Source organism: Streptomyces sp. NPDC056347, from assembly GCF_042262625.1.
Classification (GTDB): Bacteria; Actinomycetota; Actinomycetes; order Streptomycetales; family Streptomycetaceae; genus Streptomyces.
The window spans coordinates 16,722-30,855 of record NZ_JBHJQP010000093.1 but is presented as its reverse complement, the minus strand read 5'-3'; the positions used below and the strand labels follow the sequence as shown (position 1 = coordinate 30,855).

Here is a 14,134-nt window from a genome sequence, read left to right as displayed (position 1 = left end):
GGGGCCCCGCGGTGCGTGGTGCCCGGGCGTTACCAGCCGAAGCCCGGCTGGATGTCCATGCAGGCCTTCTCGTCGCCGCCGTTGAGCGCCCGTGCGCTGTCCGGCGTCTTCTCCTCGGCCGCGGAAGCCTTGTACGGCCCGTCCTCGCGCCAGTCGGCGCCCACGGTCAGCGTGATGCCCGAGACGTCGGTGGACTTCTTCACCGCGCTCAGCGGGATACCGAGCGCCTTGGCGACCGCCTGGGCGTTCCCCTTCATGTCCACGCTCGGGTAGGACACCGTGGTCCGGACCGATGCCTCGGTGTTCGCCGTGTCGAGCGAGGACTGGGTGAAGCCCTTCCCGGACAGCAGACCCTGGACCGCCGTCGCCCGGCCCTTGACCGGGTACTCGGTCTCGGTGCGGGTGCCGTTGCGGATGGTCACCGGGGTCTCGGCCGGGGTCGAGGTGGGCTTCTCGGCGACCGGGGCCTTCTTTTTCTTCTTGGACGCCTTGCCGTCGAGCGGGATGTCGTCGCGGACCATCTGGAAGAGCTGCTCGGCCTCGCCCGGCTTGGGCAGTACCCGGTCCTTCAGGATGCCCGTCCCGTAGACGTTCGGCATCGTCGTCATGGTGATCCGGTCGGTGGGAGCCTTCTTCAGCTCCTCCGCGAGGTCGTACAGGCTCTTGACCGTCTCGATGCCCTTGTCGACCGTCAGGGCGTCGGTCGCCGCCTCCGCGAGATTCGTCAGCTTGCCCGGGTCGGTGAGCTTGGTGCCCTTGCGCAGCTCACGGACCATCGAGTTCATGTACATGTGCTGGGCGTGGGTGCGGCCGAGGTCGGTGCCGTCCTCGAAGCCGTAGCGGGTGCGCAGCCACTGGAGGGCCTGTACGCCCTTGATCTTCGTGGTGCCCTTCTCCAGCTTCAGCCCGGAGCCCTTGCCGGCGCGGGTGTGCGAGTAGACGTTGCCCTTCACGCAGACGGGGACGCCGCCGATCGCGTCGGCCATCGAGACCACACCGGAGAAGTCGATCATCATGAAGTGGTCGATGGTGATGCCGGTGAGCTCGTACCAGGTGGCCACCGTGCAACCGGGACCGCCGCGGTCGAGCGTCTCATTGGTCATCTTCAGACCAGTGGTCGCGGGGTAGACGCGCTTCGTCTCCGGGTCGGTGCACTTCGGGAACTTCAGCATGGTGTCGCGCGGCATGCTGATCACCGACATGTTGGAGCGGTCGGCGGAGAGGTGGACCAGCATCTGCACGTCGGCCAGGGGCGGTGCCCCGAAGGTGTCCTTGGCCCCGCCGAGCTTCTGGTTCTCCTTGTCGTCCCGCGCGTCCGAGCCTATGAGCAGGATGTTTATCGGGGTCTGACCGGCGGCGTTGGCCTTGTGATCGGCCATCTTCTTGTCGCCGAGGGTCAGATCGGCCTTCTTGATGTTGCTGTTGAGGTGCTCGTAGTAGAGGTATCCGGCCCCCGCGCCGCCGAGTATGAGCAGCGCCAGGACCGACGCGCTCCAGCGCAGCACCTTGCGCTTGCCGCTCCCGCCGCTCCGCTTGCGGCCACCGCGCCGGTGACCGGACTCCGCGGAGGCGGCCCGCCGCTCCCCGTCGCCGGAGCCCGCCCCCTGCTCCGGCCCGTCCTCGTACAGCCCGTCGTCCCAGCCGAGTTGATCGGCGTGACGGACGCGTGGTCGCGTCCCCTCTCCGGGCGTGCTGCTCCGTCCCACCGGGACCCCCCTGCTGCTCAGTTTCGTGGTTCAGCGCGGTGACCCGGTGTCACTTGGCGCACACTGCCTTGTCGGCGTTGGCTTGCTGGATGTCGTCCGGAACCTTGGTCGGTCCGGTGATCGGAGTGCCCGCCGCCTTGAAGTCCTTCCCGAGGGTCAGGACCATCGCCTGAAGCCCCTCGGCGTCCTCGGTGCCCGGCTTCATGGCCGAGCCGGGCAGGCCCATCATGGCGGCCAGCGCACGGGCCTGGTCCGCCTGGTTCGGCGCGTACTCCAGCGTCGTCTTCTCGGCCTTCGACGGCGCGTTGGACTTGTTGGTGGACTTGAGGACGCCCTGGTCGTTCTGGAGCCAGGTGACCGTCGCCTGCGCGGCCCCCGGGACCTCGCCGCCGTTGTACACATCGACCCGTACGTCGGCCGCGGCGGCCTTCGATCCCTTGAGGAGCGCGTCCTGCTTGTTCTTCTTGGCCTTCTTCTCCGACTTCACCTCGGTGAGCGAGGTGTCGTCGCGCATCATCGCGAACAGCGCGTCCGCCTTGGGCGGGTTGAGCACGACGGTCGCCTTGACCTTCTCCGCCGGGTTGTCGAGCACCGGCACGGTGGTGAAGGTGATGTTCTTGGTGTTGACCTTGCTGATCTCCTGGGCCAGCGAGGTCAGCTTCTTCACCGAGCCGATGCCCGAGTCCACGGTGAGCGCGTTGACCACCGCGTTCGCGAGCTTGTACAGCTTGGTCGGGCTGGTCAGGGTGTCGTCCGACTGCATCTGCCGGATCATCGACGCGACGAACTGCTGCTGGACCTGGATGCGGTCCAGGTCGCCCCGGTTGCCGAAGCTGTGCCGGGTCCGCACGAACGCCAGGGCGTCCTCGCCCTGGATGCGGTGCTCACCGGCGGGCAGGTTCAGGTGGGAGTCCGCGTCGTTGACCGCCTTCCCCAGGCAGATCTGGACGCCGCCGACCGCCGTGGACAGCTCCTTCACCGCGTTGAAGTCGACCATCATGAAGTGGTCGACCTTCAGACCCGTTATCGCCTTGACCGTGTCCATGGCGCAGCCCGGTCCGCGGCCCTCCTGGCCGAGGCTCTCGTTGAAGCGGACGCCCTGGCTGCCCGGGACCGTCTTCTCCGAGCCGTCCTCCTGCTTGACCTCGCAGTCGGGGATGTTGGTGATCAGGTCGCGCGGGATGCTCAGTGCCGTCGCGTTGGTGCGGTCCTCGGAGACGTGGAAGAGGATGTTGGTGTCGGCGTGGCCCACGCTGCCCTTGTCGCCGTAACCCTGGTTGCCCTTGCCGGTCCGCTTGTCGGTACCGATGACGAGTATGTTGATCGGGGCGTCGTTGTCGAAGACGTTCTTGTTGCCGGACCCGCCGATGTCGACCGTGTTCAGGTTGCTGTTGAAGTGCTGGTAGAGCGCGTAGCCGCCCACCGACAGACCGACGAGCACGAAGGCCGTCACCCCGCCCGTCCACATCAGCGCCTTCTTGCGCCGCGCCTTGGGCGCCTTGCGGGACTTCCGGGCGCGCCGGGAGCCGGAGGCCTCGGGGTCGGAACCCTCCGTACCGTGCGTCCCGTTGGCGGTACGGCGGCGCTGGCCGGGCACCTCGCGGCCCGGGCCGCCCCGGCGGCCGCCCTCGCGGGCCGGATCGCGGCGCTCGCCCCCGCCGTCGCGGGGGGCGCTCCGCCGACCGCTGTCACTGTCCTGGACCGGGCCTCTGCTGTGGGGGACACGTGGACCGGAAGTCCGGGAAGAGCCGCCCGAATCCCCTCCGGAATTATTCAGTCGCAGCTCGTAATCACCAGTGTCCGGGTTGAGTACCCACTGGTCTGCGGGGTCGATTCCGTCCGCCCGCCCACGGCTTTGCGCATCCACGGTTACTTGTGTCCTCCGTCGGTGCCACGCGAGGCGCCTCCCCCGATCAGGCGCTCGATCTTTCGCTCCAGAAGTGCGCGGCCAGACGGCCGGCAGCACCGGATCGCGTCACACTATCCGCCCGATTCCAGGTCGAGCGACGCGCGTGACAAATTCCACGGTCCTTACAACTGGTCATACTGCTCATTACACGCCGATCACCGGCTTCTGTTTGGGAATTGCTTTACTGCTCGCACAGGTCCGCCGCCGCGTTGTTGCCCGAATACGTGGGCGTCGGGCTGGGGCCGGAAGAGCCCGGGGTATCGGACCCGGCATTGTTTTTCCCGTTGTTCTTCTCGTCGTCATGCGCGAGCTGGTCCGCCGGGACCACGGCGACCGGATCGTCCCGGCGCAGCCGCTTGAAGAGCCGGTCCGCGTCGGGCTGTATCAGTTCGTCCCGGTTTCGGTCGGCGACGTACGGCTGCCGGGGCACGGTCAGGAACTGCACCTTGTCCGTCGGTACGTCACGCATGCCGCGCACCACTTCGTACAGGTCCTTGAGGTTGTCCAGTCCCGGGTCGGTGGTCAGCGCCTTGGTCGCGGCGTCGAGCACCGGATAGAGGCGGGTCGGGTTGAGCAGGACGCCGTTGCTCTGGACCTTGTTCACCAGCGCGCCCAGGAACTGCTGCTGGCGGTCCATCCGCTCGGTGTCGCTGCCGTCGCCGATCGACTTGCGGGCCCGTACGTAGCCCAGCGCCTGCTCGCCGTCGAGCGTCTGGCGTCCGGCGGGGAGCTTCAGATGGGCGTCGGGGTCGTCGACCGGCTTCTTGAGGCAGACCTCGACGCCGTCGACCGCGTCGACCATGTCCTTGAAGCCGTCGAAGTCGACGACCATGTGGTGATCGATCCGGATGCCGGTCATCTTCTCGACGGTACGGATCGTGCAGGCCGTGCCGCCCCGTTCGAAGGCCCAGTTGAACTGGGCGAACTGCTTCGTGGTCGCGGTGCCGTCCGCCCGGTGGCACGACGGGATGTCCACCATCAGGTCGCGCGGCAGGGACATGGCGGTGGCGCTCTTCCGGTCCGCCGCCAGGTGCAGCAGGATCGTGGTGTCCGAACGCTGGCTGCCGCCGTCGTCCCGGCCGTACTTGCTGTTCTCGCCCTCCCGGCTGTCCGAGCCGATGAGCAGGATGTTCTCCGCGTCGCGCACCACCGGTACGGGCCGCTCCCGCTCGTACACCTTGAGCTCGGCGGCGACGGACGTGTCGGTCCTGATGTTGCCGTCGAGCTTCTGGTACAGCCACCAGCCGGTGCCCGCCGCGGCCAGGACGACGAACGAGGCGCCCAGTGCGGTCCAGCGCAGCCAGTGCCGTCGGGGGCGGGGGGCGGTGACCGGGGTGATGCCGGAGTCCTTGCCGGGGCCGCCCCCGGTGTCTTCGCCGGAGTGGTTCCCGGGGGAACTCCCGGAGTGCGGCCCGTCCCCGCCCTCCGCCGATTCGTCCGGCGGCCCGGCGCTTTCGCTCACGTCTGCGTCCATCCTTCACGTTCGGCGGCACCTCGGGCCACCGGTCGCAGAAGTAGACGGCTGAACCTCACGCTTGGTTGTGTCCCCGGTGGTCCGTAACGCCGATCATGTACCGGAGTTGACGCTCAGCCACCGGGACTCGGCCCGGTATGGGCCGGATGAGTGGCCCTCGGGGGCGTTTGTCGTATCGCGCAGCAGCAGCTGCATCGGTATCCGGTGTCGGTGTCGGTGTCGGTGTTGGCGTCGGCGTCACGCCGCCGTGGTGGTGGCCCGCTCGCTCGCCACGCGCTTCGCCAGCCCCTCCGCGTCCAGCCGGTCCAGGTGGCGGCAGAGGATCACGGAGGCCCCGGCGGCCAGCGGTGCGTACAGCCCCGCGGCCAGTCCCTTCCAGGAGTCGTACGAGCGGCCCGTGAGCAGCCGCGATCCGGCGGACAGGTCCAGGGCCCCCGCCTCCTCGCGGGCCCGCGCCACCAACTGCGCCGACGTCAGCTCCGTACCGTCCACCACCAGCGCCGGGGCGTCCGGGTCCACCGGCGCGAACGGCGCGAAGCGGTCGCCCTGGCCGGGCACCTCGACCGCGTAGTCCACGAAACCCTCGGGGGGCTGCGGGAACCTGCCGCCCAGCGGGCGCAGCGCCAGGGCGACCCGCTCGCCGGAGCAGGCGCGCGCCGCCTCCAGCCCGTCCGGGCCGCTGACGACGAGATCGGCGTCGGCCGGGTCGCCCCCCACCTCGGCCACCACCCCGACCGAGGAACAGGCGAGCAGCCAGACCGCGGTCTGCCAGTGCGCGGGGAGCAGCAGCGCGAGCCGGTCGCCGGGCTCGGCGGCCAGCTCGCCCTGGAGGAGATTGGCGGTCTTGGCCACCCAATTGGCGAAGGTGGCCACGGAGAGTTCGACGCGTTCCCCGGTGGCGTCGTCGTAGAACGTGACCAGGGGGCGGGCCGGGTCCGCGGCGAGCGCGGAACGCAGCAGGTCGGCAGGGGTGCGGTCGGTGGCGTTCATCCGCGCAAGGGTACGCGGCGAAGGCCGGTCGCGAGGGCGGAAACGGCCGCCGGAACCGCCGCCGGAACCGAGGGGCCGTCAGGTTCGGGGCCCGGTCCGGGTAGCCGGAGTTGCCACAATATGACCAGGATTATTCGCATGCGTGCCTTCCTCGTCTCCTCGATCGGTGTCGCCTGCGCGGCCGTTCTCGCCCTGCCGTCGGCCGTGCCCGCGGGCGCCGCCCCCGCTCCCGCCTCCACCTCCGCCCACCGCACCGCCCCCGCCGGGTCGGCGGCCCCCGACGGGGCGTCCGTTCCCGGCAGACCGTCCGTTCCCGACAGGCCGTCCGTTTCCGACGGGGCGTCCGTCCCCGACCGGGCGGCCAGATCCGTCGACGTGCCGGGCTCCACGCAGTCCCTGCCGCTGCGGGCCCTGCCGGTACCGTCCGACCGGGTCGGCGACCCGGCCACCGTCCCCGACGAGGGGCTGCCCGAACGCGAGGTCAGCCCCTTCTCCCTGCTCGGCGTCGTCTGGAACGACGCGGACGCCGAACTCCGCGGCACCGTCCAGGTCCGCACCCGCGCCACCGGCACCGGCACGTGGTCGAGCTGGCAGAGCCTGGAGACGCACAACGCCGAGCACTCCGCCGACCTCGGCACCGCCGAACGCGACTCCGCCGCCGTCCGCGGCTCCACCGCCCCGCTCTGGGTCGGCGACTCGGACGCCGTCTCGGTCCGCGTACGCCCCGAGGCCCCGGACCCGCAGGGCCGGACCGGCACCGCCGAGCCGCTGCCCCGCGGACTGCACCTCGAGCTCGTCGACCCCGGCCAGGACCCGCGGACCTCCGCGAGCGGCGCGGCGAAGGCCTGGCAGTCCGGCCGGACCGGGCAGCAGACGGGCCGGATCACGGCGGACGGTGTGCTCCCCGCCCTGAGCAAGGCCGCCTCCGAAGCGCTGGGCGAGGCGGAAGCCGGCCTCGCCCCCGGCACCCGCCCGTACATCGGCCCCCGGCCCGGGATCGTCACCCGCAAGGGCTGGGGCGCCGACGAGAAGCTCCGGGAGCGCACGTTCGTCTACACCAGCACCGTCAAGGCCGCGTTCATCCACCACAGCGCCACCGGCAACAACTACACCTGCGCCGAGGCCCCCGCGGTGCTCCGCGGCATCTACCGCTACCACGTCAAGAGCAGCGGCTGGCGGGACATCGGCTACAACTTCGCCGTCGACAAGTGCGGAAACATCTACGAGGGACGCGCCGGAGGCGTGACCAAGGCCGTCCTCGGGGCCCACACCCTCGGCTTCAACAGCAACACCATGGGCATCGCCGTACTCGGCACGTTCACCGACTCGAACCCGCCCGCCGCCGCGGTGAGCGCCATCGCGAAGCTCACCGCCTGGAAGCTCGGCCTGTTCGGCGCCAACCCGAAGGGCAAGGTCACCCTCGTCTCCGGCGGCAGCAACAAGTACAAGAAGGGGGTGAAGGTCAGCCTCAACGTCATCTCCGGCCACCGGGACGGCTACGCAACCGAATGCCCCGGAGCGCGTCTCTACAACAAGCTCGGCTCGGCCCGGAGCAGCTCCGCCCAACTCCAGGGCCGCTGACCCGGCACCGCTGCGGGCGGCCGCCCGGCCACCACCGGACCGGGCTGCATACACTGGCCAGCCGAAATCCCGGCCGGGCCCCAGCAGGAAAGCAGAGTCAGCGCGGTGACAGAGGCAAGAGAAGCGATCCTCCTGGTCGGCGGGAAGGGAACCCGGCTGCGCCCGCTCACGGTGCACACGCCCAAGCCCATGGTCCCGGCGGCGGGCGTTCCCTTCCTCTCGCACCAGCTGGCGCGCGCCCGCGCCGCCGGGGTCGAGCACATCGTGCTCGCGACGTCGTACCTGGCGGAGGTCTTCGAGCCGTACTTCGGTGACGGCTCGTCGCTCGGCCTCCACATCGAGTACGTCACCGAGCACGAACCGCTCGGCACCGGCGGGGCGATACGCAACGTCGCCCCCCGGCTGACCGCGGGGCCGGACGAGCCGGTGCTCGTCTTCAACGGCGACATCCTCACCGGCCTGGACATCCGGGCGCTGGCCGCCACGCACACCGGCTCCGGTGCCGATGTCTCCCTCCACCTCACCCGGGTGGCGGACCCGCGCGCCTTCGGCCTGGTCCCGACGGACGGCACCGGCCGGGTCACCGCGTTCCTGGAGAAGCCCGAGACACCCGAGGAGATCGTCACCGACCAGATCAACGCCGGGGCGTACGTCTTCCGGCGCTCGGTCATCGACACCATCCCGGCCGGCCGCCCGGTCTCCGTCGAACGGGAGACCTTCCCCGGGCTGCTCGCCTCGGGGGCCCACCTCCAGGGCATGGTCGACTCCACGTACTGGCTGGACCTCGGCACCCCGCAGGCCTTCGTGCGCGGCTCCGCCGACCTGGTCCTGGGCCGCGCCCCGTCCCCGGCCGTGCCCGGCCGGTGCGGGGACCGGCTCGTGCTCCCGACCGCCACCGTCGCCCCCGACGCCAAGATCAGCGGCGGTTCGGTGGTCGGCGAGGGCGCCCTGGTCGGCGGGGGCGCCCGGATCGAGGGCTCGGCGATACTGGCCGGCGCGGTCGTCGGACCCGGCGCCGTGATCAAGGACTCGCTGGTCGGTGCCGGTGCCCGGATCGGCAGCCGTACGGTGCTCAGCGGCGCGGTCGTGGGGGACGGGGCCCGGATCGGTGCCGACAACGAACTGCGCGACGGCATCCGCGTCTGGTGCGGGGCGGTCCTCCCGGACGCGGCGGTGCGCTTCTCGTCCGACGCCTAGCCCGGGGACACGCCCCGCGGCTTACCCTCGACACACACCCCGACGACCGATGACGACCGAGGACCCCGACCGTGGCAGGACGATTCGTCCCCCGCAGCACTCCGCGCGCGGCCGTCCCGCACCAGGCGGCGCCGCCCGCGGCGGACGCGCTGACCCGTGACTGGGCCCCGCCCGGCCCGCTCGACCTGCGCCTGGTCCTCGGCCCGCTGCGCCGGGGCCCCGCCGACCCCACGTACCGGATGACGGCGGACGGCGCGTTCTGGCGGGCCAGCCGCACTCCCGAGGGCCCCGGCACCCTCCGCGTCACCGAGCGCGGCGGCCGGATCGGGGCGACGGCCTGGGGCCCGGGCGCGTCCTGGCTGCTGGACCGCCTCCCGGCGCTGCTCGGCGCCGACGACGACCCGGACGCCTTCCGTCCGCGCCACCGGCTGCTCGCCCTGACCCACCACCGCCGCCCCGGCCTGCGCCTGCTGCGTACCGGGCTGGTCATGGAATCGCTGATCCCGTCGATCCTGGAACAGAAGGTCACCACGGACGAGGCCTACCGGGCCTGGCGGCTCCTGGTCCGGACGCACGGCACCCCGGCGCCCGGACCCACGGGCCACGCCCCGTTCACGGCGCTGGGGCTGCACGTCATGCCGGACGCCCGCACCTGGTCCCTGATCCCGTCCTGGGAGTGGCACCGGGCGGGCGTCGACGCCAAGCGCTCGGGCACGATCCTGCGCGCGGTACGGGTGGCCCGCCGGCTGGAGGCGGCGGCGGCCATGGAGCTGCCGGAGGCCGCGGCCCGGCTGGAACTCGTCCCGGGCATCGGCCCCTGGACCTCGGCCGAGACGCTCCAGCGCTCGAACGGCGCCGCCGACGCCGTCACCGTCGGGGACCTCCACCTGCCCGGCATCGTCGGCCACGCCCTCGCCGACCGCAGGGACGCCGACGACACCGAGATGCTCGCCCTGCTCGCCCCGTACGAGGGCCAGCGCCACCGGGCCACCCGCCTCGTCCTGCTCTCCGGCCGCACCCCGCCCCGACGCGCCCCGCGCATGTCCCCGGGCGACATCGCGAGCCTGTGACCACCCGCCGGAACGAGCCCGCAGCCACCCGCCGGACCGGGGAACCCGGAACCCCGCACCCCGGAACGCCGCACCCCGGAACCCCCGCACCCCGGAACCCCCGGAACCCCCGGAACCCCCGGGCCCCGGAACCCCGCACCCCCGGTACCGCCTCAGCGCACGGTGACGAAGTCCTCCGCGTCCCGCCCCGGCCGGGCCGCGGCCGGAGCCGCCGGGTGACCCACCGCCACCGCCCCCATCGGGTCCCACGCCCCCGGCAGGTCCAGCACCTCGCGCACCACGTCACGGCAGAACATCGTCGAGGACACCCACGCCGAGCCGAGCCGCTCGCCCGCCAGCGCCACCAGGAAGTTCTGCACCCCGGCCCCCGCCGCGACCACGAACATCTCGCGCTCCGCGGCATCGCGCCGCTCGTCCCCGTAGGTGTGGGAGCCGTCCATCACCAGGCACGGCACCACCAGATACGGTGCCCGGCGCAGCACATCGCCCCGCCGCACCCGCTTCGCGACCGACTCCTCGCTCTTCCCGTCCCGGCGCAGATCGGCGATCCACGCCTCCCGCATCGCGTCCAGCAGCCGGGTCCGTGACTCCCCGGACTCCAGCAGGACGAACCGCCACGGCGTCGTGTGATGCGGCGCGGGCGCCGTCACCGCCGCCGCCACGGCCCGGCGCACCGCACCCGGGTCCACCGGGGCGTCGGTGAACTCGCGCACCGTGCGCCGCAGGGTCACCGCCTCCCGCACCGCCTCCGACGTACCGAGCCGGAACATGTCGTCGGCCGCGCCCCGCACCAGCGCGCTCGCCCCGGCCGAATCCGCCGGGTCCAGCACCTGGCCGAGCCCGCGCACCACCGCGACCGGCAGCCCGGCGGCCTTGCCCTTCACCAGGTCACCGGCGGCGGCCAGCTCGTCGGCGGTGGCGACCACGGTGGCGCTCAGCGGATTGCCGTACGCGTCGGTGCCGCCGCGCAGATCGTCCAGCACCCGGATTCCGGCCGCCCCGATCGCCACATCGGTCAGCCCACTGCGCCAGGGCCGCCCGAAGGTGTCCGTGACGACGACCCCGACCTCGACACCGAGCGCGTCCCGCAGCCCGTCGCGGATCGCCCGCGCCGAGGCGTCGGGGTCCTCGGGGAGCAGCAGCACCGTCCCGGCCGGGGTGTTCGAGGCGTCGACCCCGGCCGCGGCCATGACCAGGCCCTGCCGGTTCTCCACGATCCGCAGCGCGCCGCGCCGCGCCACCACCCGCACCGTCTCGGCGTCGATCGCCGCCTCGCGGTCGGTCGCCTCGACGATCCGGCCCTCCGCCTTGGAGACGATCTTCGAGGTGACGAGCAGGACGTCGCCGTCGGCCAGCCGCGGCTCGGCGACGGCGATCAGCTTCGCCAGATCGTCCCCGGCCCGCACCTCCGGCATCCCGGGCAGCGCCCAGACCCGGTACTCGGGTGTCCCGGCGGCGTCGGCGCCCGCGCTCACGCCCGTACCTCCTCGGCCAGCGCCAGCGCCTGCCGGGCCATCTCGGCCGTCGCGTCGGCGTCGGTCATCATCAGCGGCACGGCCCGGCAGCGGATCCCCGCGGCCTCCACCTCGGCGACCGCCCCGGCGTCCACCGTGTCGACCAGCCAGCCGTCCAGCAGCCCGGAGCCGTAGTGCGTGGCCACGGCCGCGGCCGTCGACTCGACGCCCACCGCGGCGAGCACCTTGTCCGCCATGCCGCGCACCGGCGCGTCCCCGACGATGGGGGAGAGGCCGACGACCGGCACCCCGGCCTCGGCGATCGCCTCCCGGATCCCGGGCACGGCGAGGATCGTGCCCACCGAGACGACGGGGTTGGACGGCGGGAAGAGGATCACATCGGCCTCGGCGACCGCCTCCAGGACGCCCGGGGCGGGCTTGGCCTGCTCGGCGCCGACCGGCACGACCGCCTGCGCGTCGACCGAGGCACGCAGCTTCACCCAGTACTCCTGGAAGTGGACGGCGCGGCGCTCACCGTCCAGGTCGACCGCGACATGGGTCTCGACCCGGTCGTCGGACATCGGCAGCAGCCGGACGCCCGGCTTCCAGCGCGCGCAGAGCGCCTCGGTGACGGCACTCAGCGGGTAGCCCGCGCCGAGCATCTGCGTACGGACGATGTGCGTCGCGAAGTCGCGGTCGCCGAGCCCGAACCAGTCGGGGCCCACGCCGTACGCCGCGAGCTCCTCCTTGACGTGGAAGCTCTCGTCCGTCCGGCCCCAGCCCTGCTCCTCGTCGATGCCGCCGCCGAGGGTGTACATCACGGTGTCGAGGTCGGGGCAGACCTTCAGGCCGAACAGATGGATGTCGTCGCCGGTGTTGCCGATCACCGTGATGTCCGCGTCGGGCGCGGCCCGCTTGAGGCCACGCAGGAAACGAGCACCACCGATACCGCCGGCCAGAACCACAATGCGCATGCGGACAGTCTGTCAGGCGCCACTGACAGCCGTGGCCGTGGCGTCAGGCGGTGACAGCGTCCGGCCGCACGGAGGCGCACTGCGCGGCGTGCATCGGCATCTCGGTGAGACCCGGGTAGTAGATGTGGAGGCTGACGGCCGGTTCGAGGGAGTCGTTGACCACCTCGTGCACATAGCCGGGCGCGAAGATCCGCTGCGCGCCGGGGGCCAGGGAGCGGGTGGCGTGCCCGGTGCGCTCGGTCAGCCGGCCGTCCAGGACGGTCAGCACCCCGGAGGACCGGCCGTGGTCGTGGTGCCCGCTGCCCTGACCGGGCACCCAGCTGAGCAGCCAGAGTTCGTAGCCGGGCCCCGTGCCCAGCCGGTGGTACCAGCGGGTGGTGGCGTCGTAGCGGACGAGCGGTTCCCAGCGGGCGCGGTCCGCGGCGACGGAGCGGGCGAGTCCGGCGAACTCCGCCACGGTGACGGGGTGCTCGCGGGCGGGCTGGAGGAGGTGCTGGACCTCAAGGATGTCGCCGGCGATCTGGAGGTCGCTGTCACTGTTCATGGATGCGGTGATTCCTCGGCATGGGGGGCGTGTGCGGAGGCGCGGGGACCACGGCGCCGACCGCGCGGGGAGCGCGGAAGGAGGGGCGGAAAGCCCTGCGCGAGGGTGCGGAGAGGGTGCTGCGTGAGGGGCCGGATCAGAACCGGGGCCCCGGGGGCATCAACAGCTGTGACAGCTGGAACAGCAACAGCGGATCCGGGCAGCGGTGCGGAACCCACGGAGGTGGGCGGCGTACATCGCGGCGGTCGCTGGCATGCGTCGAGGGTGACCGGCCGGATCGGCCGCTGTCAACCTGATGACCGATTTGCCGGGCATGGGTTCACCCTGTCCGGTTGCCCGGATTGCAGAAAGGTTTATTCAGCCAAGGTGGCGGAGAAGTGGCGCATCGGCCGTGCTCGTAAGCGCTTCTGAGGCCCCGTGACCCGAATGTGATCTTGGTCGCTTCGGTGATCGAATCGAAACATCGGGGTGGTTTCGGTCGTCTCACTGGGTGAGAAGCGAGGGTGCGGGGGGAGTGGTGGCATATGTCAGGTTTTTGGTTATATGCACACTTTCCGCCTAGGCTTGGTTCCGCAGAGTGAATACCCGGGCCAATAGCAGAACCTCGCTTGACTGGTCTGGAGCTACACACTTGTAATTTCACTCGTGTCGTTCGGCCGCGATCAGTAACGGCTGCATCACGGGGACGCAAGAGACAGACGAGGGGCGCACATGACCGAGCTGTTCCAGCAACTGCTGGTCGAGGACGCGGACGAGGAGCTCGGCTGGCAGGAGCGCGCACTGTGCGCCCAGACCGACCCCGAGTCCTTCTTTCCCGAGAAGGGCGGATCGACCCGCGAGGCCAAGAAGGTCTGTCTCGCCTGTGAGGTCCGGTCCGAATGCCTCGAATACGCCCTGTCCAACGACGAACGCTTCGGGATCTGGGGCGGCCTCTCCGAGCGCGAACGGCGCCGCCTGAAGAAGGCCGCGGTGTGAGCCGCGGGTACGAGCCGTACATGTGAGCCGCGGGCGCGGGCCGTACGGGTGGCCCGCGGGTACGAGCGGTACGGGTGCGATTCGCGCGCGAGCCGTCCGTACGGGGCACCCGGGGGCGGCCGCCGTACGGGACGGGTCACCCTCCGGCACCGGCTCCCGTACCGGCCGCCACCCCCGGCACCGCCCGGCGCCCGGTTCCCGTACCGGCCACGGGCCGTCGCCGTGTCCGCGCATGGTTCCGGCACCGCCCGGCCACCGCC

General features: G+C 71.8%; 11 protein-coding genes. 4 read left to right on the top strand and 7 right to left on the bottom strand.

Annotation, left to right across the window (positions count from 1 at the left end; translation table 11 throughout):
• Nucleotides 1-29 precede the first annotated feature (29 nt).
• From ACFCV8_RS21575 to ACFCV8_RS21560, 4 genes are all read right to left on the bottom strand, one after another.
• Nucleotides 30-1,706 carry an LCP family protein gene (locus ACFCV8_RS21575; protein WP_376687014.1) on the bottom strand — a complete coding sequence of 559 codons (1,677 nt, stop codon included), beginning with the start codon at nucleotides 1,704-1,706 and terminating at the stop codon, nucleotides 30-32.
• Between the two features lie 49 nt (nucleotides 1,707-1,755).
• Nucleotides 1,756-3,573, bottom strand: coding sequence for an LCP family protein (locus tag ACFCV8_RS21570; protein WP_376687013.1), 1,818 nt, complete (start codon nucleotides 3,571-3,573; stop codon nucleotides 1,756-1,758).
• Nucleotides 3,574-3,796: 223 nt separating this feature from the next.
• Complete coding sequence (locus ACFCV8_RS21565; RefSeq protein WP_376687012.1) at nucleotides 3,797-5,089, bottom strand: LCP family protein; 1,293 nt, start codon at nucleotides 5,087-5,089, stop codon at nucleotides 3,797-3,799.
• 237 nt (nucleotides 5,090-5,326) lie between these two features.
• Nucleotides 5,327-6,079 carry a TIGR03089 family protein gene (locus tag ACFCV8_RS21560; protein ID WP_376687011.1) on the bottom strand — a complete coding sequence of 251 codons (753 nt, stop codon included), beginning with the start codon at nucleotides 6,077-6,079 and terminating at the stop codon, nucleotides 5,327-5,329.
• Nucleotides 6,080-6,217: 138 nt separating this feature from the next.
• Here ACFCV8_RS21560 and ACFCV8_RS21555 point away from each other — a divergent pair, with 138 nt between their 5' ends.
• From ACFCV8_RS21555 to ACFCV8_RS21545, 3 genes are all read left to right on the top strand, one after another.
• Nucleotides 6,218-7,660: a peptidoglycan recognition protein gene (locus ACFCV8_RS21555; RefSeq protein ID WP_376687010.1), complete on the top strand. Its 1,443-nt coding sequence runs from the start codon at nucleotides 6,218-6,220 to the stop codon at nucleotides 7,658-7,660.
• 105 nt (nucleotides 7,661-7,765) lie between these two features.
• Nucleotides 7,766-8,857 carry a sugar phosphate nucleotidyltransferase gene (locus tag ACFCV8_RS21550; protein WP_376687009.1) on the top strand — a complete coding sequence of 364 codons (1,092 nt, stop codon included), beginning with the start codon at nucleotides 7,766-7,768 and terminating at the stop codon, nucleotides 8,855-8,857.
• 71 nt (nucleotides 8,858-8,928) lie between these two features.
• Nucleotides 8,929-9,927: a DNA-3-methyladenine glycosylase family protein gene (locus ACFCV8_RS21545; RefSeq protein WP_376687008.1), complete on the top strand. Its 999-nt coding sequence runs from the start codon at nucleotides 8,929-8,931 to the stop codon at nucleotides 9,925-9,927.
• Nucleotides 9,928-10,079: 152 nt separating this feature from the next.
• Here ACFCV8_RS21545 and ACFCV8_RS21540 read toward each other — a convergent pair whose 3' ends face one another.
• Genes ACFCV8_RS21540 through ACFCV8_RS21530 form a run of 3 tightly spaced genes read right to left on the bottom strand, consistent with a single transcriptional unit; the run spans nucleotide 10,080 to nucleotide 12,899 of the window.
• On the bottom strand, nucleotides 10,080-11,402 hold the full coding sequence (locus tag ACFCV8_RS21540) for a coenzyme F420-0:L-glutamate ligase (RefSeq protein WP_376687007.1): 1,323 nt from the start codon (nucleotides 11,400-11,402) through the stop codon (nucleotides 10,080-10,082).
• Entirely contained in the window at nucleotides 11,399-12,355 is a 957-nt protein-coding gene (gene cofD / locus ACFCV8_RS21535) for a 2-phospho-L-lactate transferase (protein ID WP_376687006.1), read from the bottom strand. Before cofD ends, ACFCV8_RS21540 begins: the two co-directional genes overlap by 4 nt.
• A gap of 43 nt (nucleotides 12,356-12,398) precedes the next feature.
• Nucleotides 12,399-12,899, bottom strand: coding sequence for a cysteine dioxygenase family protein (locus ACFCV8_RS21530; RefSeq protein ID WP_376687005.1), 501 nt, complete (start codon nucleotides 12,897-12,899; stop codon nucleotides 12,399-12,401).
• Between the two features lie 711 nt (nucleotides 12,900-13,610).
• On the opposite strand from ACFCV8_RS21530, the gene ACFCV8_RS21525 reads away from it, so the two are divergent.
• On the top strand, nucleotides 13,611-13,874 hold the full coding sequence (locus tag ACFCV8_RS21525) for a WhiB family transcriptional regulator (protein ID WP_030927001.1): 264 nt from the start codon (nucleotides 13,611-13,613) through the stop codon (nucleotides 13,872-13,874).
• Nucleotides 13,875-14,134: the final 260 nt, after the last annotated feature.